At 59.5% G+C, this 26036-nt stretch carries 17 protein-coding genes; 5 read left to right on the forward strand and 12 right to left on the reverse strand.

The window, feature by feature from the left end:
• Nucleotides 1–34 precede the first annotated feature (34 nt).
• From NKI88_RS04325 to NKI88_RS04340, 4 genes are all read right to left on the reverse strand, one after another.
• Nucleotides 35–1975 carry an Hsp70 family protein gene (locus tag NKI88_RS04325; protein ID WP_352653888.1) on the reverse strand — a complete coding sequence of 647 codons (1941 nt, stop codon included), beginning with the start codon at nucleotides 1973–1975 and terminating at the stop codon, nucleotides 35–37.
• Entirely contained in the window at nucleotides 1972–3216 is a 1245-nt protein-coding gene (locus NKI88_RS04330; protein ID WP_352653890.1) for a hypothetical protein, read from the reverse strand. The genes NKI88_RS04325 and NKI88_RS04330 overlap by 4 nt, the downstream gene beginning before the upstream one ends.
• Complete coding sequence (locus NKI88_RS04335; RefSeq protein WP_352653892.1) at nucleotides 3213–4100, reverse strand: hypothetical protein; 888 nt, start codon at nucleotides 4098–4100, stop codon at nucleotides 3213–3215. The genes NKI88_RS04330 and NKI88_RS04335 overlap by 4 nt, the downstream gene beginning before the upstream one ends.
• A gap of 522 nt (nucleotides 4101–4622) precedes the next feature.
• Complete coding sequence (locus NKI88_RS04340; protein WP_352653894.1) at nucleotides 4623–8048, reverse strand: DEAD/DEAH box helicase; 3426 nt, start codon at nucleotides 8046–8048, stop codon at nucleotides 4623–4625.
• Between the two features lie 666 nt (nucleotides 8049–8714).
• Here NKI88_RS04340 and NKI88_RS04345 point away from each other — a divergent pair.
• Nucleotides 8715–12296, forward strand: a complete 3582-nt coding sequence (locus tag NKI88_RS04345) for an ATP-dependent DNA helicase (protein WP_352653896.1) — start codon at nucleotides 8715–8717, stop codon at nucleotides 12294–12296.
• A gap of 192 nt (nucleotides 12297–12488) precedes the next feature.
• Nucleotides 12489–15083 (forward strand): UvrD-helicase domain-containing protein, encoded by a 2595-nt coding sequence (locus tag NKI88_RS04350; RefSeq protein WP_352653897.1) that lies wholly within the window; start codon nucleotides 12489–12491, stop codon nucleotides 15081–15083.
• A gap of 337 nt (nucleotides 15084–15420) precedes the next feature.
• On the opposite strand, the gene NKI88_RS04355 is transcribed toward NKI88_RS04350, so the two are convergent.
• The 7 genes from NKI88_RS04355 to NKI88_RS04385 all read right to left on the reverse strand — a co-directional run bounded on the left by NKI88_RS04355 (nucleotide 15421) and on the right by NKI88_RS04385 (nucleotide 22514).
• Nucleotides 15421–16005, reverse strand: coding sequence for a helix-turn-helix domain-containing protein (locus NKI88_RS04355; RefSeq protein ID WP_352653899.1), 585 nt, complete (start codon nucleotides 16003–16005; stop codon nucleotides 15421–15423).
• A gap of 644 nt (nucleotides 16006–16649) precedes the next feature.
• Nucleotides 16650–18758 carry an AAA family ATPase gene (locus NKI88_RS04360; protein ID WP_352653901.1) on the reverse strand — a complete coding sequence of 703 codons (2109 nt, stop codon included), beginning with the start codon at nucleotides 18756–18758 and terminating at the stop codon, nucleotides 16650–16652.
• Nucleotides 18755–19186 (reverse strand): ProQ/FINO family protein, encoded by a 432-nt coding sequence (locus NKI88_RS04365; protein ID WP_352653903.1) that lies wholly within the window; start codon nucleotides 19184–19186, stop codon nucleotides 18755–18757. Before NKI88_RS04365 ends, NKI88_RS04360 begins: the two co-directional genes overlap by 4 nt.
• Nucleotides 19187–19316: 130 nt before the next feature.
• Nucleotides 19317–19556: a transcriptional regulator gene (locus tag NKI88_RS04370; protein ID WP_352653905.1), complete on the reverse strand. Its 240-nt coding sequence runs from the start codon at nucleotides 19554–19556 to the stop codon at nucleotides 19317–19319.
• A gap of 111 nt (nucleotides 19557–19667) precedes the next feature.
• Entirely contained in the window at nucleotides 19668–20204 is a 537-nt protein-coding gene (locus NKI88_RS04375; protein WP_352653907.1) for a hypothetical protein, read from the reverse strand.
• Nucleotides 20204–21556: a site-specific integrase gene (locus NKI88_RS04380; protein ID WP_352653909.1), complete on the reverse strand. Its 1353-nt coding sequence runs from the start codon at nucleotides 21554–21556 to the stop codon at nucleotides 20204–20206. The genes NKI88_RS04375 and NKI88_RS04380 overlap by 1 nt, the downstream gene beginning before the upstream one ends.
• A gap of 319 nt (nucleotides 21557–21875) precedes the next feature.
• Nucleotides 21876–22514 carry a 2-dehydro-3-deoxy-phosphogluconate aldolase gene (locus tag NKI88_RS04385; protein ID WP_352653911.1) on the reverse strand — a complete coding sequence of 213 codons (639 nt, stop codon included), beginning with the start codon at nucleotides 22512–22514 and terminating at the stop codon, nucleotides 21876–21878.
• A gap of 173 nt (nucleotides 22515–22687) precedes the next feature.
• Between NKI88_RS04385 and trhO the strand changes: the two genes are divergently transcribed.
• Nucleotides 22688–23614, forward strand: a complete 927-nt coding sequence (gene trhO / locus NKI88_RS04390; protein WP_352653913.1) for an oxygen-dependent tRNA uridine(34) hydroxylase TrhO — start codon at nucleotides 22688–22690, stop codon at nucleotides 23612–23614.
• A gap of 23 nt (nucleotides 23615–23637) precedes the next feature.
• Here trhO and NKI88_RS04395 read toward each other — a convergent pair whose 3' ends face one another.
• Nucleotides 23638–24000: a YybH family protein gene (locus tag NKI88_RS04395; RefSeq protein WP_352510390.1), complete on the reverse strand. Its 363-nt coding sequence runs from the start codon at nucleotides 23998–24000 to the stop codon at nucleotides 23638–23640.
• Nucleotides 24001–24204: 204 nt separating this feature from the next.
• On the opposite strand from NKI88_RS04395, the gene NKI88_RS04400 reads away from it, so the two are divergent.
• Complete coding sequence (locus NKI88_RS04400) at nucleotides 24205–24942, forward strand: tellurite resistance TerB family protein (protein ID WP_023671935.1); 738 nt, start codon at nucleotides 24205–24207, stop codon at nucleotides 24940–24942.
• 332 nt (nucleotides 24943–25274) lie between these two features.
• Nucleotides 25275–26036 (forward strand): SDR family oxidoreductase, encoded by a 762-nt coding sequence (locus NKI88_RS04405; protein WP_352510391.1) that lies wholly within the window; start codon nucleotides 25275–25277, stop codon nucleotides 26034–26036.

Raw genomic sequence — 26036 nt, forward strand, 5'->3', positions numbered from 1 at the left:
AACCCCACCTTGACGGCAAAAGCACCTGTCGTTGTTAGAGACTCTGAGGGAAAGGACCGATCATGGGCTCTGCCAACGGAGGTAGCGATATTCCGCACCGCCTCCCCCGACAGGTCTCGACTGGGCCAACTGCTCTGATCTCCGTCAGCAGCCGTCGGCACGAAGCGCAGGGCTGATAGAAATCTCTCTCTTCGTGCTGCCGTTCGGTGGCCTGTGTACTGCGGACATCGAAGTAGCCTGACTGGTAGCTGCCAACGATGTCTCCCGGCACGAACCGCCAAAAAGGATCGACACGATCATCGGCGCCTGGTGCGAAAACGACGTTTGGACGCTGAGTGAGATTTATCGAACCGGCCGCACGCAAAAAGGGGCCGTCTACTGGCTGAGAAGGACGCTTCTTTATTGGGCCATCCTTTCGCTTGACGGGATCGCTGACATGGCGGGGCAGAGCAAGTGCGAAGTCGAGATCGTGGAACTCGACATCGCGAACATCGCCCCTAGCCGTCGATCGAAGGGTGGCGGTTGCAACGTAGTCATGGTCGATAACAAGATCGCAGATGATGCGTTCGATGAGAGGACGCGCGGTCGGATCGACCGAAACCGTAAGCGTCTGAAGTGTTGTTCGCTTGTCTGAGGGACGTGGCTTGCCTGGGCGTCTCGGCTTTGCGAATTCGATGCAGGCGACTCCTTCCCTCGGGTCCACGCAATAGAGTCGAGAATTCATCACTGCATGGTTAGCGTTCTCAATCGGCAGGACTGTCCCTTCCGATACAAGAGTCTGATAGGTTCCGCGCCCAGTACTATCTGCGCTGAGGATTTCGATCGGCTTCGAGAGGCAGAGCCGAAGGCCATCCGCCGCGATCCATGCGGCACCTTCCGAGATGATCCTGTCGCCGTTCGCAGGCGCCCGGTATCTCCCTGGGAATTTCTCTGCGAGAGCATTGCGGATCGCCGGCATGTTCACCATCCCGCCCGTGGCGAGACAGAACTCAACATCCCTTGCCTGTAGGCCCGACCTCTCAAGAATTTCGTCTATGCTGCCAAGGCCCTGCAGGACGATATCCCGCGTAATGGTATCTAGTTCCTCGCGAGTGACGACCTCTAGAAGATCCGCGGATTGGTCGTCGGTCTGCAAATAGCCGTTGATAATGAAGTCGGTGCGATCCTTGTCAGGATCGGAGAGATCGATCTTCGCGTTTTCGCACTGATTGAGAAGCCGAGCCGCCATGCCCGGTCGCTCAAGGGCGACGACATCGGGCAGCTTACAGGATTTTGCGTGTTTCTCGCGGACGAGGTTGCGCAGGCGCTCGTCGAAGCGGTCGCCGCCGACGTCGTTGTCTCCGAGGCTGTCGATCTGCCGAATCATGCCTCCTTGAATCCGGCAAAGGGTGAGATCGAGGGTGCCACCGCCCCAGTCGAAAACCAGCATCGTGCGCTCTTCGTAACGCGCTATTTCGCGATCTACATTTTCTTGGGATCGTAGATATGCGTAGAGCGCAGCCACCGGCTCGTGAACGAACTGGACGACGCCGATTCCGGCCTTCGCTGCCGCCCTGCGCAGGGCCCTCCGCTGCGGACCGCCGAAATTGACAGGAACCGTCATTACAGCTCTAGCGACATGCTCTCCTACGCGCCCGTCGCGAGGCTTAGCGGCGTCGGCGACCAGATGTTTCAGAACCTCCGAGACCGCGTCGGACGGGTCGATAATGCGCCCGTCGACCTGGATCGCGCTATCCTGGCGCAACGCCATTTTCGGCGAGCGGACGAACCCCGGGGGAGCTCCGTCGGAGGTGATGTCGAGGTGGCGGCGAGCCTTGCGGCCGACGACGATTTCGCTCCCGCGGTACCAGAGGACCGATGGATGCGGCCGGTTGGTCTCTATCTCGACGAGGGGGATCGGGCGCCCCTGCTCGTCAATAAGTGTCACTAAACTGTTCGTCGTTCCGAAATCGATCCCGAATATCTGTCCGCTCATTTGCCGATCTCCGATATTGCATCAACTGCTGACGTAATACGCCTCTCGGCGGCCTGGAGTCCTCGCAGGCTTCCTTCGTCGGCTCGTTTCATGGCGATCTGGACCGCCTCACCTGCTTCCTCGACGAGTCCCTTCACCCGTTGCACGGACGTGCTGAAATCCGCTCGCGTTTGAGACGAAGAATGGGCATGATGCCGCCTATCGCCGTCGGCCCTTCTCCGCTCTTCGTCGAGTTGTCGTTCTAGTTTGGCCTTCTCACCTTCCAAGCGGCGGATCGACTCGCCACGGCTGGCTGTCTCTTCGCGCAGCGAATCCAATGCAACCTTCAGGTCGAACCGCTCTCGCCGCTCGAGATCGCGCTCGCGCTTTGCATTTCTTATCTGGTCGCCGGCAAGGAAGAGGGCAGCGATGGTAGCCTGGAGTTCCACCTTGCTGCCAACTGCCATCGCTTTGCGGACGCGTCCTTCCACCTCGCCTTCGGTGTTGATGAAGAGGTGGGAGATCGGCTCGGCAATGTCCGTCACATCAGCGTTGCGACGCTCGAGCAACCAAGCAATGGCGAGGCGGAGATCGTTCTCCGCGCGCCTCGCTCCCTGTCGATCGTCCCCGTTAAGCGGACCAGATATGGCCGTGACGACATTGCAGATAATCTGAGTGGGCGATTGCTCGCTTATATCAATCTGAGCGCCGACTAGTCTGTTGACCCGGTTCTGGATGAACGGCCAGACCCATATGGAAACTGGATGCAAGCTCGATGCATGGGCGACAAGTTGCCAAAGCATCGAGCCGTCCTTGTCATTCTCGGCGACCAGATCTTCTGCGGCCGAGGTATCGGCCGCACCGAACTTGCGGATCTTCGCATTCTTCAGCGTTTTGACAAAAGCCGATACCTGAACGACATCCGGTCCGAAATAGGCTTCCAACGTCGGCTCGACTGCCTTTTCAGCATTTTCCTCGCTGCCTGGGACCTTTGGTGTTGCGGCGGCAGGATGCTCGTCTTCCACGACCGACATGTCCGAAAGATCTGTCTTACGAGAAGGCGATTCGTCCGCTGCTCCCAGGTACTTCGACTCGGCACGAGTGAGCAGGTCGCGCTGGTCCAGAACCGCGGGCTTGGTGTCGCTAGAGTCAGCATTTTCGATCGTCGCCTGGGGACGTGCATGCGCCTTTCGATGCTCGCCCTCATTCGATCTGTTCCACGGACCATCGTCGGGGCCCGGTCCGGTTCGATCTCTGTTCATCCGAGTTCCCGTCCGTATTTTGCGAGTGCGGCATCGGCCCACTGCTCGAAGGGATATATGCTGGCTATCTGTTGAAGTGGATAGAGTGCAGCTTCTCGATCACCAAGGCGCATTGCCGTTACTGCCCAATATGCGAAGACTTTCCGATGGTCGTCGACGGAAAGGCTATCGCTGGTCGCAGCTGACCGGCATTCCTCTTCGAGCAGATTACTCCAGCGATCAGCTTCCGCCAGTCTGCTGGCCAGCGCTATCACCCGGCTCGTGCCATGATCGACAGGACACAAGCGCTCGTCCTGCACTGAACTGTTGTGACGCTTCGACGATCCTAGTGCAGCTGGCCCGCACAGCATTTTGTGCGCGATCCCGATGTTACCGGGAGCGGCACTGCCCTCGCCGGAGATGTCGTTGCGCATTAGGCGCACGATCGTGCACACCAAACGTGCGAGCTTCCGATCTAAATCCTCGAGTTTCTGTAGGGCCTCTCCGAAGCGTTCGGAATGCATGGCATAGTCAGACATAAGGCCACCGTCGCCGACCTTTTCCTTCAGGAGAAGCGCATGGACATAGGCATAGAGGCCTGAAGCATATTCGCCGGCGACTCCAAGGCAACGTGGGTCCTCAAGGAAAATCCGTATTGCATCCGGTGTCGGCGTCGAATGCATGATGTGCTGGCGAAAGGCCTCCTCGACCCTGGCAAGCGAAACTTGATCTGCGATGCGGAATTCGAGACGATAGGCCGATACGGCAGTGGTCATTCGTTTGTCGGGTCGGTTTTCAAGCCGAATCCTGACAAGGGCATTGGTCGCCGATTTGAGGAATGCCAGAAGTTTGTCAATCGTGATCGGCTGCTCGCGGGCGCCATCAACCGAAACCAAGACGTTCATGCAGTTAGCGACAGCGAACGAGCCTTGCGAAACGATCCTCCGATCCGCACCAACCTCATATCCGTTCCACATGAGAACTGGCCGTTGCAATCGGTGTTCGCTCGATGCGTGCCGTTGCATCGCGGGGAAGTCGGGAAAGGATTCATCGCAGAATGGGCAGGTGAAATGGACAGTCGCCCACCCCCCAGGAGGGGGAACATGTTCCGTGTTGGAATATACGGCTTCTTGGCTATCCTCGTAGATCCAAGTGATACCCATTGCGCCCAGCCCCCCAAATCGCAACTCTGCTTACATGCTCACCCCACGCAAGCGCAAGGAAGCTTCGGCACCGGCAGAACTGCTTTTCTTGGAAGGCAGGGCCAGTCGAGGCCGTAAGGCAATTCAGAAAACACGGGTGAACCCGCAGAGCATGGCATCCCTTGTATCACCATCGCGACGCTTGCAGTCTTCGTGCTCAGCAAACCTCCACACTCAGCGTTCGCCCCTGGACGATGCACACATCATCCTTGTTCCAGTGTGCTGTCACTCACGTACAATTGCTGTCAACGGAATGCGCCGATGATCGATCAACGCCTTTTCGACGAACCCCAATAATTGAAGGATTGGCTGACTCGCTGCCTTCTTCGACAAGCCCGGCTGAACGATCCAAACTTTGTACTCGAAACGATACTGGTCCCAGCGCGAATATAGCTGTCGCAAGGTGCCGAGAGTTCCACGATCGAAACGGGTCGACTCACCCCGATCCAACCGGCGTCTTTCACGATTGACCATATTGCGGATGAACCGCTTGGGCTTATGACAGAACTGAACTGACTTTAGAGCTTGGCCTGAAACTTCATAGAGGTCGTCTAAGCGCGCAGCCCCAGTATCGGTTCCGGCAAACTTGCAGTGGCACATGAGCACGTCGACGACCGTCTCTCGCACCTTGATAGCAATGACATCCGCAAACTCGCCAGTGCCATCGTCGTCAAAAATGATGTCGTAGTCGCTCTTCTTCAACTCTTGGATCACTCGGTACTGAACGGAGTCAGGGCGCCGTTCCGGCCCTTGAGATTCAATGCGCGGGTTAGTGCCTGCCCAGTCCCAGGTGACCAGGACGCTATCAAGAATAGGGGCGAGATCGAGTTCCTTCGGCTGTACATAGTGATGCGAGTAGATCAGGAATGATCCATCGCCAAAATCAATTTGCGGAGCGTCGTCAGCAAAGAACTCTGCCATCGGCAGATCGTGTCGCCGGGTCTTAATCCTACACGCTGGCCCTCTTATCTGCGTATAGGTCGCGTCAGTAGCCGTGAACCCGATTTCGAACTCGGCATGCTTATTGCCCGCACGAACTCCAAACCTCAGCGGCCCAGTCCGATTGTTGTTCGCGAGAACAAGATCGCACTCGGCAAATGGATAGGAATCGCCGTCAAAGGCGATTTCAATCCGCTCCTCAAACGACAGCAGGAGGCTCATGGGCCAATGGATGACCAGTGGATGCGCATCGGGCCGCACGGTTATTGACTTTGGGCGCATCGCCGAGGCGAAGGCCGCCGACTCCGGGATGTTGTCATTGTCCAGCAGCGCCCCGATCCGATGACACCATTCAGTCCAATCGGTCAGGTCATGCACACGGGGCTGTGACCAGAACTTGCCCTTGATCGAGCATCCAAGTGTTCGTGGCTCGCCGTCTTCGAAGCCCGATCCGAAGATGTTGTTCTGGATACGCTCGGACTTCATTAGGCTATCTATGCCATCGCTGACATCGATACCCATGAGCATCGAGTAACGCGTCCCGCCACCCTGCCGATGGGTCATGCCCAGATTGCGGATGACGAGTTGATTAAACTCATGAAAGCAGCGGAAGACTGTTTGCCCCCGAATGCGCGTCGTTTGATCACCACAGATCGCCTGCGCTAGTGAGTCGGTTGCTGATCCGTCCGTGCTGCTAATGTAAAGCAGCCCATTTTGATCGTCCCAGTGTGCGAGGATCAATTCCCAGGATACGTCAGTTGCCGTGGCTGACGTCGTCCACTTCGCAATCTGCTCATGCCGAAGAATGCAGACGGCGATGCGTTCCTTTTGATTGAGCTTTATGCCGACGAAAGATCCGTGCGGGACGGTATCCTCGATCTTATGTGGGTCCCACTGCTCGCAGCCCTTCGCCCGAAAGACGAGGGTGCTCATTGTCGGTTCGATAGTCTGAAGAGGTATCTCCCGAAGTTCTCCGGTAAATCCAGCAAAAACCTCGGCACGGCCCATTTCGCGTCCGACGCGGTCAGCGTTAATGGCCGAGATTAGGGCGTTCCAGTCCGCTTCCTCGGCGTAGAGTTTGGCCAGCGCCCGATCCACGCGGTCTTGATCAGTGTTGGCAATGACCGTTGCAATGCCAAGATCGGTTCTGGCGCGGGCAAAACGCCCGACAAATTGGAGCGTCACGGCCACGCTGGCAAACACGTCATGAATGCCCGCTATTTTCAACTCGGGCAGATCAAAACCTTCGCCAAGCATGTCGACACAAATGACAATACGGCTCTCAAACTGGCGCAGCTTCGCTAGGTTCTGCCGCCGTTCCGTATCGCTCTGATCGCTGTGCGCGATGACCGGTCTATACCTTCCAAGTTCGCGGGTATATCGCGAGTGAAGATGCCGCGCCCGGGCGATTGTCTTGCAGCGAACCATCGCCAAGTGGCAAAGACCGGCTGCAATGTCTCGATCCAACGTCTCGCCAACGAGCCGAATGATCTCGTCGTCAGCCTCTTCGCCATCCAGATCGCTGACGGCCCGAAACGCGATCTTTCCGAAGTAGTCTTCCTTCTGAGCTTTGAGCAACGGGTAGTAGTAGATAAACTTACCGTCAACCTTACCGCCATCCTCGCGGAAGGGGGTCGCGGTAAACTGGAAGATCAGCTTCCCAATCGCGGCTTCAGCGAACCACGCGCGAAACGCCCTCCAGGTCCTTGCTTTGATGTGATGCGCCTCATCTATGAAGAGCGCTCCGCACATCTGGGCCATGCGTTCTTGCACTTCGGGTATCGCTCGGCCGGCGATGGCCATGGTTGTCACGATCACGTTCGCTCGGGCGAACAGCTCATCCACGTCGTTTCCTGACTTTGGGATGTGCTCTAGCCGGAGCACTACGGGGTATTCGATGTGCCACGGAAGGCAGAGCTGATCCTGCAAAACGCCCATCGTTTCGAACTTGCCAGCGATTTGTTCGCGCAACGCGTCGGTCGGCACCACCACTATTATGCGTTCGAAACGCTCGTGCGCATAGATGGCGAGCATCGTCTCTGTTTTGCCCGTGCCGGTGGGCATCACAATTGTTGCCGGTTCGACTGAACTTGTAATGTGAGCGAGCGCCGCGTGGAGCGCTCCTACCTGCGGCTTTCGCAGACCAAAGACCTCCGGGGTCGTATCTGTGGTAGGTGCTCCCTCCCGAAAGCTGAATTGGTCGCGCCAAGAGTCCATGACTCGACCGCAGCCGGCGCACGCTTGTTCCTTGGAGAGCGTGGCGGGCTTCTTTGGCTTGGGTGACAACCAGACGCCGAGCCGCTTCTCTAACCCATCCTTGATCGCTTCGGCTGTCTCGGCACCTGGAACCAAAAGAACCGGCTCACCATTGACAGCAGTGAGTGTCTTCTTTGAGACAATCAGAACGCTTTCGCCTGACATCAACCGGAAGCGAAAACCCGCCAATCGCTTGAATGTAACCGGTTCGAGCGTTCCCGCATACTTTCCGGTTCGCTTGGCGAACTGGCGTATCGGATTCTTTGCGACCGACCCATCGATCGAGAAAACGGCAGGGAACTGCAATCGTACTTCTGGGGAACCGGGATCGTTGGTAGCCTCGGCAGTGCTCGCCGACGAACGATAAGGAATCCCAGCCTTCTTCCTGCGTCTGGGTGCCGACACAGGCACAGGCTCCCCAAACAAATCGCGTGCGATGTTGTCGTGTTCTTCCAAGTCTGCCCCGATTCCTTCCCTGAAGCTATAGGTTCACAATCTAAGAGTCGAGTAGACGATCTCGTCTTGCTCTCTACTGTTGAAGGTCAGTTCTTGGCGCACTTTTCCTGTTACAGACCGCAGCGATGTCCTCATTTCGGGATGCCATAAAACTCGGCAGGCAGGTTCTCGATGCCGGTGCACCGATGCGGGCGACCGCCGCCGCCGAGTCCATTGCCAGGATCACAGTCGAGGGGATCGGCAAGGACGCGCGTTTGCCCGGCCTTCACCGATAACGTAGAGCATGTCGCCCGCTATCGACATTCTAAATCCGATAAAGGACAGATCTCGACGAGGAAATCGGTGTCATCGACAAGGGCCTTGACGACGAGATCTTTGAGGTGAACAGAGAATAAAGCAAAGAGCAATAATAGCTTTCACGACGGGGGGATGATGATCCAGGGTTCACGGCCGTTGTCACAACGCCACATCACAATAAGGGTGCCTTGGCACGACGCTGGTTGGAATGGGCATGTGTGTAAATTGCCATCGGCAAACACTTCATGTCTCGTGCTAGCACGCATCGCCGGCGGTATCCGAGAGAACCGCGACGAGTTCGCTGGCCGCGCGTTCGGAAGCCTTGATCGCTCCGACCTTCCCCCTTGCGTCAATGAGCGTGGTGGGTTCATGGATGAGCACGATCTTACACTTCAGAAGACCCACCCATACAAGCTGTCGAGCCCAGACACGCACGGGCACTTCGGACAGACCCCCCTGCGGCTAGAGGCCTTTGCCGCGGCTTGCATTCCGTTCGGCTGGATGCTGCGCCGCCAGGTCGAGGGCGATCAGCGGGCGGGCGAAGTCGGAAAGGCCGAAGCGCTAAAACTCGGCTACGATCCCGCGCGTGAACCGGACCTATCCTTTGAGACAAGCTGGATCCAAGACCGCCACAACCAGCTTATCATGCTGGACACATTCTTCGGCGCGCTTAAACCTGAGTCGTCCCTGTGCTTTTTCTACGCCAAGCGGACACCGCTCTCGGAAAATTCTCGACGCGTAATCGTCGGCGTTGGTCGCGTGAAAGGAATCGGGCAACCAACCGACTATGTCTACGAGCGCGCTGGCGATCTGAAGGGCGTCCTTTGGGAACGTAACGTCCGCCACTCTATTCGCCCGGATCAGTCCGACGGCTTCCTAATGCCTTACACGGACGTATTGGTGGCCGCACAGGCTAATTCCGGCCTTCCGCTTGAAGATTGCATCGCGTTTGCGCCGGACGATCAATTCGAGTCCTTCTCATACGGCTCGGAGCATCTCACACACGATGGCGCAATCGCTTCCCTCCTGGCATGCGTCAGGGCGCTCAAGGCCATAGCTGAACATGTCGGCATTCCAGTGCGGACGCAGCTTGCCTGGCTGGATCGAGAACTCGGTCGTCTCTGGAAGGCCCGGGGTGTTCACCCTGGGCTTGGATCCGCGCTCACCGCCTTTGGCCTCGAACACGGAGCTCTGCTCGCCCACGAGATCGTTCGAGCTGGGGAGCGGGATGGCGAGGTTTTCAACGCGGTGGCCTTCATTGACGCCTTTGTCGGAGACCCAAAACTGTTTCCTGAAGCTGAGGCTTTTGGCTTCGGCGCGAGCTTTCGGGAGAAATGGCGCAAGTTGCCGAAAGACCGGCGATCGCTTTTCGATCTGATCGCGCGCTGTGAGTTGACACCCAAACAAGCTGATCGCGCCTATCAACCCAGCAATCGCAAGATGGCAGGATTGGACGTCTCCGACGCCGACATTCTGGCGAACCCCTACGTGCTATTCGAAAGGGATGAAGCGGCCGCAGATCGCATTTCGTTTTCGGTACTCGACCGTGGAGTATTCCCCATCGACGCAGTGCGCGCCACCGCACCCTTGACGTCGCCGACCGCGATGACCGACTCCATCGATCGCCGCCGTGTTCGTGGGCTTGTCGTGGATCTACTGGAGGAAGCTGTCTCCAACGAGGGGCATACTCTCCTGCCGCGATCTTGGATTGTTCGGCGAGCATTGGATGCACCATTGGAGCCCAAATGCGCGGCCGACGAAGATGTCCTGGCAATGGGACAGGGCTTTATCGATGCCGTAGTCTCTCCAGGTAAGACGATCGCGGGCGAATCGACCTTCAAACTCAAGCGTTATGCAACCGCGAAGGCGATGATTGCAGCTTCAGTTCGCAAACGCGTGGCCGGCCGTGTGCATGAGCTTTCGCATCCTTGGCGCAACCTGGTGGATGCCGAATTCGACAGAGCCGGCGCCAAGGACAAAACCCTCACAGAGGATGAGGTGTTGGCGCGCGTCGAGAAAACCGCCGCGCTCGAGCAGATTGCATGCGCTAGGTTTTCCGTCCTGATTGGACCGGCGGGATCAGGTAAAACCTCGCTACTTAAGATCCTTTGCGACCTGCCAGAAATCCGTTCCAGCGTGCTGCTCCTTGCCCCAACCGGCAAGGCACGAGTTCGACTGGAGGAAGCTACCCAAAGACTCGGCCAGGGGCAGACGCTGGCACAGTTTCTCCAACGCTTGAAACGCTACGACGGGGATAGCGGTCGGTATTTTTGGAACCCTGAAGCCCCTCGGGAGAAGAGCTATCGAACGATCATCATAGATGAGTCCTCAATGCTTACAGAGGATCAACTCGCGGCTCTTTTTGACGCCGTCGAGGGAGTAGATCGGATTGTCCTCGTAGGCGACCCCCGCCAATTGCCCCCAATCGGGGCTGGCCGACCATTCGTCGATATCTGTCGATATCTGGCGCCGCCAGCACTCCCGCCGATCTTTCCTCGTCTTGCGCGCGGCTATGCTGAACTCACGATCATGGGCCGCCAGCGAGGTGTTGGCCGTGGAGATGTCATGCTAGCCCGGATGTTCAGCGGCGAACCGCTCGACGCAGGAGCGGACGAAGTTTGGGACCGGCTACGTGAAGGTCGCCTTGACCATGTCCGGGCCGTGCATTGGTCCGGTCCAGCCGTTGTCCGCGACATACTCAACGCTGAACTTGTGACGGAACTCGCCCTGGCCGACGCTACAGACGAAGCCGGCTTCGAGGCAAGTCTCGGAGCCACGCCATTTGGAACGCCGCCCAAAATGTATTTCTGGTCCGCGCGCGAAGTTCGCGGCAAAGATGGAGCTGCATCGAAGTCACATGACTGGCAGGTTCTGTCCCCGGTGCGGGCCGGGCTCGCTGGCGTTGACGCTCTAAATCTGTCTATACAACAACGCTTCCGAACACGCGTCCGCGCCATGGCTGAATCCACCCAATGGGGGACGAAGATTCCAAAACCCGCCGGGCCACAAGCGCTCCTCTGGGGCGACAAGGTTATCAATGTCCGGAACAACGGCCGCCGGCGTACCTATCCCCTTCAAGACAAAGCCTACGTCGCCAACGGCGATATAGGCGTGATCGTCGGAGGCTATAGGACGAAGACGATGAAGCGGCGGCCCCGCGACATCGATGTCGAGTTCCAAAGCCAAACGGGCGTAAAATTTACCTATCCCGCCTGGGAATTTCGTGGCGATGACGGTTCGCCGGAGCTTGAACTTGCCTATGCGCTGACCGTTCACAAGACGCAGGGGAGCCAGTTCGGTCGGACCTTGCTCGTCTTGCCGCGCAACTGTCGTCCGTTGTCACGCGAAATGCTCTATACGGCGCTGACTCGGCAGCAAGATCACATCGTCCTTCTGCACGAAGATGAGATCGGCGCGCTCCAGCGTTACACGCACCCCTCTACGTCCGAAATCGCTCGACGCATGACAGACCTCTTCACCGATCCCGAGCCGATCGAAGTGGTTTCCGAGCGCGGACCGGTATTTCTTGAGCAGGGCCTCATTCATCGCACCAGCCGCAATGAACTCGTTCGGTCGAAGGCGGAACTCGCGATTGCGGAAAAGTTGAACGCCATGGGCGTACCCTACGTCTATGAACAGCCTCTCAAACTTGGTGACAGGACGCGCTACCCAGATTTCACGATCGAAGATGATGATGCAGGCATCACCTATTATTGGGAGCATCTGGGCCTACTAGTCGATCCTGACTATGCGCGACGGTGGGAAATCAAGCGCCAAGCATACTTCGATGCCGGTGTCCGCACGATTGAAGATCGGGGGAATGGGGACCGCATCCTGATCACAACGCGAGAAATTCAGGGTTCCGGCCTCGATATGCTAGCGATCGAGCGTCTCGCAGCAATCATTTTGAGCGGTGAACCAGCCCCCAACGAAAACACGACCGATAGCTAGGCCGAACGAGCGATGCTCCTTCTGACCGTTTCCTTTCAGAGTTGGGATCGCAACGGGCCGACCTACAAACGAGCAGTATTCAACATGACGTTACAGACTCTGAATTTCTGGCGGTAAGACTACTCTTCGGAGAAGAAGCAGCATCGCCGATGAGGGCCAGTCGATCAGGCGTAGGAAGGGAACGGGGAAAACGTGAACATCACATCAGGCATCAAGGCCGAGGCCCGCCCCGGCGGCGGGCAAATCGCATATTTCATCACGAAGGAGTTCGATAAGTCCTTACACCGCGCCATTCAAACAGGCGGGCAAGGGAAGAACAGGGCAATCAAGGTCAAGGCAATTCTGAATAGCCTTGGAGAACCAGACCCTTTCCGATTCATTGGAGTCTCCGTCACCAACCACGGCGAGAGCCGCATACGCAACTGCGTTAAATACGATCTCGGTGATGGCTGGCGACTTGTAACGCAGCAAACGGACAAGACCTGCGGATTTCTTTTCGTCGGAGACCACGCTGACACTGACCATTGGCTCGATGCCCACCGTGGCCAGCAGTTTGCCGTTAAGGACGGCAGAGCGAAACTGGTTCCGGGATCGGGCCTCCAGATCGCACATGGGAGTGAGTTTCGCGCCGACCACCACGACAAGCCGCTCGTCGAGCGCCTCGACGCAGAAGCGATGGATCACGTGCTGGACGGTCTCCCGCGCAGCGTGGCGCGGAAGCTTGAGGCGCTCGACGCCCGCTCCACCACGGTCGAGCTCGAATTCCTGGTCGGCGAGATTCCCGAAGCGCAGAAGGCTGAACTCGCGCGGGCCGTCTTTAGTCTACTCCTCGCGGGTAACTATGACGGCGCTCAGGCCCATGTCGATCTCAGTATGGGGCGGATAGGGCTCCTCGACGATGTCGGCGAATTCGAGATGCTCGAGGTGGCCGACGGTGAGGACATCCGTCGGTTGCGCATCGGGTCTCCTGAATACGAGGCCTGGCTGGCCGCGTTTGACAAACGATCCAACTGGTACGAGTGGTTTCTCTATCTTCACCCCGAGCAGGAAAAGGTCGTAAAAGCCGACTACCCTGGTGTTTCCCAGCTCTCTGGCGTTTCTGGTTCCGGCAAGACCTGCGTTGCCGTTCGCCGTGCTATGCGCTTGGCGGAATCGTCGGATGCGAAGATTTTGTTGCTCACACTGAACCGGAGCCTTGCCGGCCTGCTCGGACAACTCGTCGACGCCGCCTGCACCGACGCGTTAGTGAGGAGCAGGATTGAAGTCACGTCATTTTTCCAATTGGCTCAGCGGCTTCTACATATGTTCGAACCGCAGAACGACCGCCATTTCAGCGATGTGACTTGGAAGTCCGGCGAACATGTCGACGAGGTATTCCGCGAGTATTACCGCCAGTGGACGAACAATGACGACGCGAAAATACTGATGCCGCTGCACAGATCGATGACTGCGCGCAACGTCAATGGCGAGGCCTATTTGCGTGAGGAATTCGACTGGATAAGAAGTGCCGTCGCACCGGATGGTCGCGCTACATATTTAGATCTAGAGCGAAAGGGGCGCAGGTTTCCGATACTACCCGAACGCAGGCAGAGTCTGCTGGAAGGACTAGACGGCTGGGAGAGGAAGATGCGCGATGTCGGCGTCATCGACTATCTCGGTCTGACATCGGCATTGACGAAGCACCGGGACAAAATTGCACCCCTCTACTCGAACATCCTCGTCGACGAAGCTCAGGATTTCGGCACCACCGAGCTTCGCATTATTCGACAACTCGTCAGAACCGGACCAAACGACGTATTCCTGTGTGGCGATATCGCCCAAACCATCTTGCCGAAGCACCGATCCCTTACCGATGCGGGTCTCGCCAGCATCACCCGGGAACGTATCCGACAGAATTATAGGAATAGCCGAGAGATCCTTACGGCAGCATATGACGTGCTGCGAAACAATCTTTACGAGGAAATGTTCAATAGTGAGGATCTGGAAATCCTGGACCCAAAGTTCGCGAACTTCAGCGGTGACGTTCCAATGGCGCTTGCCGCGGATACACTGGAAGAGGAAATAGCCTATGCACGGACCTATGCCGCGTCACGATTGGAGCAAGGCGCCAAGACTGTGTGCGTCGCTTTTGCAGGCTTTTCCGCCCGGGACGTAAAGGGATTCGCAAAGAGTTGCGGCGTCGCCGCGCTTGACGGCGCCTACGATCCCAGCTCGGATCGTCTTGTGTTTTGCGATCTGGAGCAGACGAAGGGTTACGAATTTGACACACTGATCATTCTTCAGTGCCGTAACGGAATTTTGCCTCCGCACGATGCTCCTGAAGAGGAGGCGTATCGCACTTCTTGTAAACTCTATGTCGCGATGACCCGCGCCAAAAGAGAATTGATCCTTTCGTTCCACGGTGTCGCAAGCCCGTGGATTTCAGAGGTCACCAACACGATCGGGACGGCCATGTGGAGCGAGGTCGAAATCCTTAATTCCACTCTTGTTCAGGGGGTTCCAGAGATTCTCCCGGAGTTTGAACCGGACAGGCATATAGCGGACTTCGGCAAGCTGACCGGACTTCAGTTCGTCTATACCGGCAATGCACTCGGCATCTCGCCCGAAGCCCAGGACAAGCTGGTCGAGTTGGTCGACGGTCGAGGCATGCGGGCAGCAGGTGGTGGTCGTCGTCTCAGGTGGCAGAACATGGCCGCCCTGATTACTGACCTCAACGAAAGCCGACTGCATGATCTGCAGTTCGGACCCAATGTAGCGGGTGAATTGCGAAGACTCTCGATTGGATAGACGGGAATGAATCGTTAGGGCGCGCCGCACGAGCGCGGCGATCAGCTGAGCCAGCGCGTCTCGGTATCGGCGGGCAAGGACGGATCTGCCGTCGATCCGGTCGAGGAAGAGCTAGCGCCCGTGGTTACGCGAGATTGAGCCTCGGGCTTCGTGACTGTCGGCTGAGGCCGGGCTGCCAGGGCACCAGCTGCGGGCATTTCGGACCCCTTTAATAGTACAATTATTGGACAAAGTATCACGTTTTCGCTGTAACTCCTCTGTTTTTGTTAGTTTTTCTACGTTCAGTTAAGTCTTATTTGCGCCTTAGGACGGCGCAGGTGTGCGTTTGGGCGCAAGGTCACCAGTCGGCGCGGGGGTCGTCGAGCTCGACGGGCTCGCCATCGCCCGGCTCGCCACCCTGGTACGCGTCGCCTTGCCACGCATCTACCGGTTGGCGCCTTTCGGCGCGTCGCTCAGCAAGGCGACTGGCGGGGTCGGGAGGCTCTCGGGTGCCGGAAAGCGGCTGGCGGCCTCTGGCGGGCTCGGCAGGGTCATCAACCGCTGTAGTAGGGGCAACGAGTTCCTTCAGCATCTCCTCAAGCGCCAATGCGGCCTCATGGACTGGGCGCTGCGCTTCGATCTCGCGGGCTAAGACGGCGTCAGCCTGCACAACCGCCCGTCTCTTCCGGCCGAGGTCGAGGGCCTCACGGAATTCAGCATACTGGAGGCGCCAACGTGACAAGGTGCGATCGGAGCATCCCAGTTCGGCGGCGATCTCGGATAACGTTGCACCTTGCTCGGCGAGAGTGGCGGCCTCTAGGCGATAGGTCGATTGGCCGCCGGCGTTGCCGACCGGAAACCAGCCCTTGCCGGTCCTGTTGATGGGCTTCGAAGTCTCGTGCGCGCTCGCGCGCGGGCGCGCACGCGTGTTAGGGGGTGTCATATCCGCTCCGACATCACGGTCCGTTTGCCGTGCTTGCGGCGCAGGTGCAGGTGCCGGTGACGGCGGCTCGCGGCGTCTGACCACCGCCCTTTACCGACTGCGGCCGCCGCGAAGTTGCAGCTCTGCTTCCTTGATCCAATTCCGGATCTGCTCCAGCGAGCTTGCGCTAGGACTTGGAGCAGCGGGCTCGGCAGGCGGCGGTTCGCGGAGTAATCGCTGCATTTCGGCAAGCGCTTTTTGCAGGTCGTCGTCTGGCATTCGCATGGCAGATCTCCTTTTCAAGCTGCCGGGTCCGTTTTTAGGCGGAGGGAGAGAGCGCCGCGTATCAAAGCGATGGCTGATGATATTCGACATGAGCAGGGTTTCGTTCGGTTGGAATTGGCTCACTTGGCTTTGGTCGCGCCGCGCCCAGCGCGCGGGGTCAGTCTCCATTGCATTGGCAACGCCGTTTTCGCTTTCTCGCGCGAAACCCCCGAGGGGAGAGAGGGTCCCATAGACCCTCCCCCTATAGGGGGAGGTAGGTGCGTTGCAGGGAGGGTTGCATGGGAGGTTGAAGGGGAGGTTGCAGGGGAGGTTGCAGGGGTGTTTGCAGCCGTTTTCGCCCACTTGCAAGGGGGCTTGCAGGAGGGGCTGCAGGGGGTGTTTCATGGTTGCACCATTACTAGCATCGACGTCGCGCGTGATGCCGGTCCCCTTTGCACCTTCTTTATGCGTCCCTGTTTGAGTAGCGCCAGCATGGCCGTGCGGAAGTGCCGCTGACCGATTGACGGGTCCGTTTCCGCAAACGCCTTGGGCGCATAGTATGTCCCAGCGTCGTTGACGTGGCGCCCCTGCAAATCGTAATCCTTGAGCAATTCTACGAACCGATCTTCTACTTTGTGGCCCCGCACCTGCGGATCGAGCTCGCTCAGCGCGCCTTCGCGCTGGGCAACGAACTCGCCACCCACATAGCGAAGACTGACTTCTGTATCGGATGCGCTGTAATTCGCCTTCTTGGTGGACAGCACCCGCAAGTCGGGATCGACGATGCTGCCATCGCTGCCTTTCGGCCGGTCCAGATAGAGCCTTGACCTCACGCTATTGCCCCAAGCGGTCGACCCTGACTGCCCGCTACCGCTACTCATGCCAGTCAACGAAGGATGCGAAAGCATCAAGATTGCGAGATCGTACTGAAAGCACAGCCTTCGAAGCGCCTTCACGAACCCGCGGACCTGAGACCGATTTACCTCATCACCTGCGAAAACATCCGCGCGCGTGTCCAGAATGACCAGCTTCGGCCGCAACTCGGCGATCTTCTCTTCCAGACCGGCAAACACCACCGTAAGCGACAGCTTCCCTTTGTCTAGCGCCGCCAATTCGGTGCCGTCCGCCGTCGTCAGGTCGATGATGTAGAGGTCGCGAAGGTGCTTGAACGTGATCTCGCGTTGCCGGCAAAGCGCCTCTGCTCGGCGGCGTATTTCGTCCATCTCGTCCTCACACGACACGTAGAGCACGCGGCCGGGAACGACTGGAAAGCCGAGCCATTCCGTACCGGTCACAATTGCCACAGAGGCCTGAAGCGCGAGGATCGATTTGCCGGTGCCGCCGTCGCCAGACAGGTCCGTAACGTTCCGATCGGGGATCATGCCTTCGACGATGAACTGCCGCGGCGGCACTGTCTGGCCGTCGAAATCGGCGAGGCTCACGGCATGTAGGTGCGTGGCGGCCCTTCTCGGCCCCACCTCCGCGAAATAGGTTTGGATGCGAACGGCGATCCCCCGGCCCCTGTCCGTTTCGAAGAACCGAGCGAGCCGGGCCAATGTCCGTTGCGAACTGTCGATGATCGCCCGTTGCTGCCAACCGGGCTCAACGGCCTCAGCGCGCTCGCGCCAGGATCGATCGGCCTCGTCTGCCATGTGGAAGACAGTGCCAGCGCCGATGCTGTTTGGCGGCGATATTTCAAGGGCTTCCCACCGTTCCCGCGTGCCGCCGTAATTCTTCATGTCCTTGCGCGACCATCTGTCGAAGACTTCGAACCCGTCTTCGCTCCCTTCGGTTGCCCGATAGATGGCCATCGCTACGTTGTTCCAAGGCGTGTAGCTATTAGGCGTTGGGACCGCCTCAAGTGCGATCCCTAGCACCCATGGCTCGGCATACGGATTGTCGCCGGGCTGCCCTGCGGGCTGGAAACGCTCTTCGAGCTTCTGGTTGAGCTTTGGCCTGTTGCTGCCGGGGCGAAACGCTTCCGGAAAGGGCGGCAGGTTCGACAGGTCATCGCGACCATCAGCCCACATATAGCCCGCTGATCCCGGAGCGATCACATAGCCGCCATCGCCGCGGACATCGACGCCGATCATGTCATTGACGTCGGTGGCGTTTTTGATCGTACCGTCGGAGCGGAAGTACAGATGCGCGCCGCCGCTGGGCGTCCTGACAATGGCGGGGCTCAGCGTCTCCCAATCAGGAATGAAAGCAAAGCCGTCCTTGCCGTTCTTCCGGTCGGGATCGACGACGTCGAAACCACTTGCTGGGCCAGTCGGCACGCCGATCATCGCATCCGGGTGCTTTGCCCACCACGCCTTGATCGTCGCCGCGTCGGTCGTCGCGTCCTTGAAGCCGCGTGGTGTATGTGGACGCTTATATTTTTCCGAGTTCTGATTGCCGTGGCAGGGAAACACCGGAATGCCCCTCTCGGCCCAAATCAGCGCGGCATCGAGCGAGGAATTTGATGCTGCCACGGCCTTGTTGTCGGTCGCCTTCTGGAACATGCTCATGATGTAGTATGTTCCACCTGTTCGCGACGCGCTTTTGCGGCCGCTCTAAGCGCCGCCAGACTGTCCCGCAATTTCGGCGGCTTTGGAGGTTCGATCGGTACTTCCTGATGGCTCCTGGCGGCCTGCCCCGCCAAGAGCTTGAACGCGTAGGTCGCATCCGCTTCGGTGACGATCCCTCTTGGTTGGCCAGCTAAGTCGATGCGAACGGCGCCGGCCTTCTGACAGCCGCGCAAGTAGCCAGACCCGCCGACATAGTATTTCAGCCCGAGTGTGACTTCGGTCAGGCCGTGGCCGGCGGCGAGCATGTCTTCGCGAATACCGATCTTCAGCGGTTTGCGGAAACGTAGATTGAACGTGTCGGGGTAGAGCTCTTGCCAAGCCGCTACGATTTCGCGGGGGGCCGGTCGTTGTGTATTTTTGGTGAACATATCGGCATGCCTTCGGTTTGGCCGCCGTCTGATTGACAAAAAGCAGGAGAAGAATATATGTTTTGAACACTGTTCAGTTCGAAGGCTCTTCTCGCGCCGGTTGCTGTCTCTCAGCGGCCGGCGTTCTGCTTCAAGCAGCGGTTCTAGCGCGCGACGTATCTGCTTCGCGTTCGCGCACCCACTCGGCCTCAGCCTCGGCCGAGATACGCACCAATTTCCCGATCACATACTCGGGCGGGCCGTGCCCTGCCGCCTTCAAGTTGTAATAGCTGGATCGGCCCATCTTATGCCTTTGGCAGAACCCCGGAATTGAAGGGTCGCGCGAAGCAACGCTGATCTCGGCGTTAAGGGCTTGCATGACGGCGTTCATTGTTTTGCATCCTCATTTTTTGGCCCGTCTTGGAATAAGGTGAACCCATCGGGCGGCTGGTGGATGCGAAGAATATTTACCTGCCGAGAAAGTAGTAAAAGAGGGTAGTTTTTATTCTTTGGCTGCGAGCGCGTCCCACATCTGCTCAATTTCGTCTAGCGTCATTGGTGCCGGCGGGTCTAACGTTTGGGTGGGCGTGCCATTGCGGCGCCAGTGATAGCAATCCACAGCATCGCGGGGCGCTTTGCCGCCCATGATATTCGAGCGGAGGGTGCGCAGCTTTTTCCAGTTGAGATTACCGCGGGTTTTGGCGGCCACTTTCTCACAAGCCTGTTTTAGAGACAGGCTTTTGTCGGAACCTATCAGCGCGTCGACCGCCGCCGCGGTGACCGCCTCGACCGCCGACTTAGTGGCGTCTTTTGCCGGTCTTCCTATTCCGTGTCGGGCGTCTTCGGCTGCGCTCAGCAATCGTTCAAGCGGCTCCGATGGCACATCCACATTGAGGATGACGTGGCGCATGGCCGCTGCGAGCTCGCCGTCGATCTTGGCTAGCGCCGCGTCGGTGCGGGCTACCAGCGCATCGCGTTTGCTCCGTTCGCGCTCAGCCAGCACATTGGCAAGACCTTGCTTCAAATCGGGGGTGCCCATTACCACTCTCCTATCCGCAGAACCTTGCCCTCGCCAAGCGGCGGCGCTGGCATCAGCGGCACGATCGCATCGCGTGCCATATCTTCCAACCCGTCAACGATCCAACGGCCGTAATGACGCTCGATCATAGCTACGCTCGTGTCGTGGAGCGCGGCGACCAGCCTTATGGGCAAGTTGGCCCTGATGCCTCGCACGATCGATGAATGCCGAAGGCTGTACATGATTACGGTCGGCATCTCGGCACGCTCGCGGATCGCCTTCCACGCCTGCGCGACATCTGATGACGTCTGCCACGGCCCGCGCCCGTTTCGCTCCCATTTAATGCTGCCGGGTATCTGCCTGTACTGCCAACGCTCCAGAAGCGGCGCGTCACCGGTGCGGCCAACGACCACCGGCCGCGAGGCTTCAATGACCGCCGGCTCGACAGGCACTGCGATGTTGCCGCTCTTGCTTTTCCCTTTGCGGCTTGACGGCACCATCAAACGCCCTTCCTTCAGCTGGGCGTCACGCACCCGCATTCTGCTGATCTGGCTGAAGCGCGCGCCCGTGGCGTTCAGCACGAGCACCAGCCTGTAGAGATCGCCGTCCCAGCCCTCCTCGGCGTCGACCTGCCGCGCTGCCACGAGCAGCCTTACGACTTGGCCGTCAGCCAAAATCTGGTTCTCTCTTGCGACATCGGCACTGTCATCGACATCGACATCGGAACGCAGCGCTGCATTGACTATAAGCGCCGCCGGGAGGTGCCTGCGCTGGCTGTGCAGCGCGGCCTTCAGGTCGTTGACCAATCGTTGTTTCGTCGTCTCCTTGAGTGGTGGCAGTCCTGCCCGCCAGGCTGATAGGTGTTCGTCGTTCAGAGCAGCCATCGCCACGCCGGCCAGCGGCGCGGCCGGGACAGCTACATGCGCGCCGCGCTTGCCTTGCCCCAGGACGTATCGATGTAGGCGCCGGCTTGCGTCTGACCGCACCGCGCGTCCTCGGCGGCGGCTGTCGCGTACATCGCGAGTTACGACGTAGGCGGTGACGACATCGGCGACAGTGAGCGGCGCCACGTCGGCTGTCGACGGCGTCTCGACAGTAGCGGCGAACGCCCGAGCCGCAGCCTGCGCTTGCCAGAAATCGAGGATGGCTGCGCCGTCTGCATCGCGGACGTCGTCGGCGACGCCCACCTTCTGCACGAGGTAATCCTGCTCGCCCTTATAGAGCCGTGCAACCCAAACGCCGCCGGTCTTTCCCTTCCGGTAACCGACGTGCAGGCCGACGCCGATTGCCTTGTAGTAGGGCTTGCCTCGCTGAGCGAGTTTCGCTCTAGCCGTCCTGCTTTCCAGCTGCGCGTCTCTTACCCGTTTGGCCATTGCCGAGTTTCCTTGTCCAACAATTTGTCCAATATACGCACTTGGACAGGCATACACAAGCTTGAGTACAACTGCACACGAGCCGCGGTTTTTCGGGCTTTCGTTGGACCAGGCTGGACAAAGCTGGATTGGGTCTAAGCCCTTTGAAGGCGTGAATCGTGGTTCGAGCCCATGAGCGGGAACCAAAATCTCAACGCGTAGCAAACCCGGTCGGCGCAGCTGGCGGGTTTTTGTGCCGAGTGCAATTCCGGGAACAGTGTGATTTTCCCGGGAAAAGAGCGCTTCCCTTGGGAATTGCGCAAAGATAAAGTAGCGGAGGTTATTTTCCGAGCTTGCTCGCGGTCTGTGCGAGCGCCTCGATCTCATCCCACTTGCCGGCCTTGACCAACTCGTCCGGCGCCACCCACGAGCCGCCGACGCAGAGGACATTGGGCAGGCTGAGATAGTCGGCGGCGTTCTTGGCCGAGATGCCGCCGGTCGGGCAGAATTTTACGTCGGCCAGCGGCGAGGCAAAGGCCTTCAGCGAGGCGATGCCGCCGGATTGTTCGGCCGGGAAGAATTTCAGGAACCGCAGGCCGGCCTCGCGGGCAGCCATGATCTCGCCGGGCGTGATGGCGCCGGGCAGCAAGGGAACGTCGCTGTCCTTGGCCGCCGCCAGCAACTCGCGCGTGATGCCGGGGCTGACGATGAATTTCGAGCCAGCCGCCGCTGCCTGGTCGAACTGCTTGGCATCGAGAATTGTGCCGGCGCCGACAATGGCGCCCTCGACCTCACCGGCCACGCGGCGGATCGCTTCCAGCGCATCGGCGGTTCGAAGCGTAATCTCGATCGCCGGCAGGCCGCCGGCGGCGAGCGCCCGGGCGAGCGGGACGGCGTCCGCGACATTGGCGATCTTCAGCACCGGAATGACCGGTTGGCCATTGAGCAGCGACAGGAGCTTTTCGGTCTTGCTGGGCATTGCTTGTCTCTCCCTGTATGATTTCAACCGATTAGCAGAAGGCCGATTCCGAGTCCACGAAACCCGGCCTGCCGCGATGTCACATGTCGGCCAACGAGCCTGCTGGCGAATACCGACGAAGTGTCTTTAGCTCTGCCTTGAATCCGCTTTGACCACGGTTTAGTGGCTTGGCGATGACCAACCGTGAACCCGTGCGCGTTGCCGCACTCTACAAATTTGCGAGGCTGGGCGACTTCGAGGCGCTGCGGGTCTTGCGCACGCCACTTGCCGCCTTCTGCTGCGGGCGCGGCATCAAGGGCACATTGCTTCTGGCGCAGGAAGGTATTAACGGCACGGTCGCCGGCAGCGAAACCGACATAGCCGACCTGATCGCTTATCTCGAGGCCATCGAGGGTCTTGCCGATCTCGAGGTCAAATACAGCACTGCCGCCGAAATGCCGTTTCATCGCATGAAGGTGCGGCTGAAGCGCGAGATCGTCACCATGGGCGTCGAAGACCTCGACCCGGCGACGGGTGCGGGGACCTATGTCGCGCCGGCCGACTGGAACGCGCTGATCTCGGACCCCGGCACCATCGTCATCGACACTCGCAACGCGTACGAAGTGTCGATCGGCACGTTCGAGGGCGCGGTGGACCCGCGCACGTCAAGCTTTCGCGAATTCCCGGCCTGGGTGGAAAAACACCGCGACCAACTCGACGGCCGCAAGGTCGCGATGTTCTGCACCGGCGGCATCCGCTGCGAAAAGGCGACGGCCTATGTGAAGTCGCTCGGCCTCAAGGATGTGTTCCATCTCAAGGGCGGCATCCTCAGATATCTTGAAGAGGTCCCGGCCGAAGACAGCCTGTGGCAGGGCGAGTGTTTCGTCTTCGACGAGCGGGTCTCGGTGTCGCATGGGTTGACCGAAGGCGAGGCCGAACTCTGCCGCGCCTGCCGGCATCCGCTGACGCCGGAGGACCGGCTGTCGCCGCATTTTTCCACCGGCGTGTCATGCCCGCATTGCTACGAGGCACGCTCGGATGAGGATCGCACCCGCTATGCCGAGCGCCAGCGCCAGGTCGAACTTGCGCAGGCGCAGGGCAGGGGACATATCGGCAGTTAAGTGCCGCCGACGCCCTGACTGGATCACCACACGACAGAATAGCGGTCGATCACCCACAGCCATGTGCCGTCGGCCTGCCGGCGCGCGACCTCTGAGGTTATCGAGCCGTCGGCAAGCCTGGTCGACGTCAACGCGAGGTCGCCGTTAATGGCCGCCGGGCGCTGCTCGCCGCGCTGGAATTTTCGCCAGCTCGCGGCAAAGGCTTCGAACAAAGCGCGGATCGCCTCATGGCCACGCGTCAATTCGGCTGCTCCGGTGTCGATGACGGCATCGGGTTCGAACAGCGCTACCATGCCCTCAATGTCTCCCGCCCATTGCCGGTCGATCAACAAACGTTCCAGATCCTGCGGATCGCGCGCCGGTTCCCGGCCAGGTTGATCGGTCACAGCAAGGTTCCTCCCTCGGCAATGCGGCGGCGACATTAGCGCAAGCCGAGACCGGTATCGACACACGGATCACCGATTTGCGGCATTGCCGGCGCCGATAGCAAAGCGCGCCTCCGTCATTGTAATGTCAGTGTGCGGGACCTACGTCTGCAACGTCCAAAACCTGCCCGTCCACGTTGGTGCGGGCCCTTTTCTGGAGGCACCATGTTCGACCCCAAGAAGCTTCTCGACGATCTGCTCGGCTCGCAAGTTCCCGGCACAACCGGCACCGTTCGCGACAAGGCCGGGCAGGCTGTGCAGATGGCCAAGGACAATCCGCTGGCCGCCGGTGCGCTGGCCGCGGTGCTGCTTGGAACCGGCACGGGACGGCAGGTCACCGGCACGGCCGTGAAGCTCGGCGGACTGGCTGCGATCGGCGGTCTCGCCTACAAGGCCTACCAGAATTACAAGGCCGGCAATGCACCCGAGCAGGCGCCGGCGGCCGGCCAGCCGGAATTGCTGCCGCCGCCCGCCGACACCGGCTTTCATCCTTCACAGGCGCCACAGGGGGAGGACGAGTTCACGCTGACCCTGGTGCGGGCGATGATCTCGGCGGCCAAGGCCGATGGCCATGTCGATGACGCGGAACGCCAAAAGATCGCCGGCAAGCTCAGTCTGGCCGGCATCGGCACGGAAGCGGAAAAGTTTCTGATGGCCGAGCTGGATAGCCCGCTCGACCTCGATACGCTGGTCGCAGGCGCCAAGACCGATGAGCAGAGGCTCGAGCTCTACACGGCGTCGCGACTGACGATCGACCCCGATACGCGCGCCGAACGCGGCTATCTCGACCTGCTCGCCGGCCGGCTCGGCCTGCCGGATGCGCTCGTCGATCATGTCGAGGCGACGGTGTCGGCGGCCAAGGTGCCGGTTCCGTCAGGCACGGCGCCGAACCCGCGCTGGTAGACAACGCAGCCGCGGCGGGAAAAGCGTTAACTGCTCGTTTACCGAGGAAGCGCATGATTTTAGTCAGTCGGATCGGCTTTTCCTCCTCCCAAGCCCGGTTCAGATCAGGGGGCGGTCGCCAATGACCGCCCTTTTTGTCGGACCGATCACATAAAGCGCGTGGCGCTTCATGTTTTTGTCCTGATGCATGTCGTTCTCTCAGAACCGGGGCCACTTTTGAGCGACATGCATTAGTGTCCGACTTGCCATGATCGCCTTCATTTGCGATGGGTCGGTGCATTCGGATGCACCCCGATCTGTGCCGGGATGCGCGGCGCGCAGGAGCAAAATCCATGACAGCCTTCCCAGAGAAAACCGCCATCGTCACCGGCGCCGGCACCGGCATCGGCAAGAGCGTCGCCACGGCACTGGTGAAGGCGGGCTGGAACACGGTGTTTTGCGGCCGCCGCAAAGCGGTGCTCGATGCCGCCATTACCGAAGCCGGGAAAACGGACGCCAAGGCGCTGGCGGTTGCCTGCGACATCAGCAAGGCCGGCGAAGTCGATGATCTGTTCGAGACGGTGGCCGCAGCCTTCGGCCGCGTCGACCTGCTCTTCAACAATGCCGGCATGAGCTACAAGTCGACGCCGATTGACGAGATACCGGTCGAGGTTTGGAACGATATTGTCGGCGTCAATCTCACCGGATCGTTCCTATGCGCCCGCGCCGCCTTCGGCGCCATGCGCAAGCAAAAGCCGATGGGCGGCCGCATCATCAACAACGGTTCGGTCTCGGCCTATGCGCCGCGGCCGGGCTCGGTGCCCTATACCGCGACCAAGCACGCCATATCGGGGCTGACCAAGACGCTGGCGCTCGACGGCCGGCCCTATGATATCGCCTGCGGCCAGATCGACATAGGCAACGCGCTGACCGATATGGCGCATGCCATGACGGTCGGCGTGCCGCAGGCCAATGGCACCATCGCCGCCGAGGCGGTGATGGACGTCCAGCGCGTCGCCGACGCCGTCGTCCACATGGCCAGCCTGCCGCTCGACGCCAATGTGCTGTTCATGACGGTGATGGCGACCAAGATGCCGTTCGTGGGGCGTGGGTGA

It is taken from the genome of Mesorhizobium sp. M0317 (genome assembly GCF_040321555.1).
In the GTDB taxonomy this organism is placed as follows: Bacteria; Pseudomonadota; Alphaproteobacteria; order Rhizobiales; family Rhizobiaceae; genus Mesorhizobium.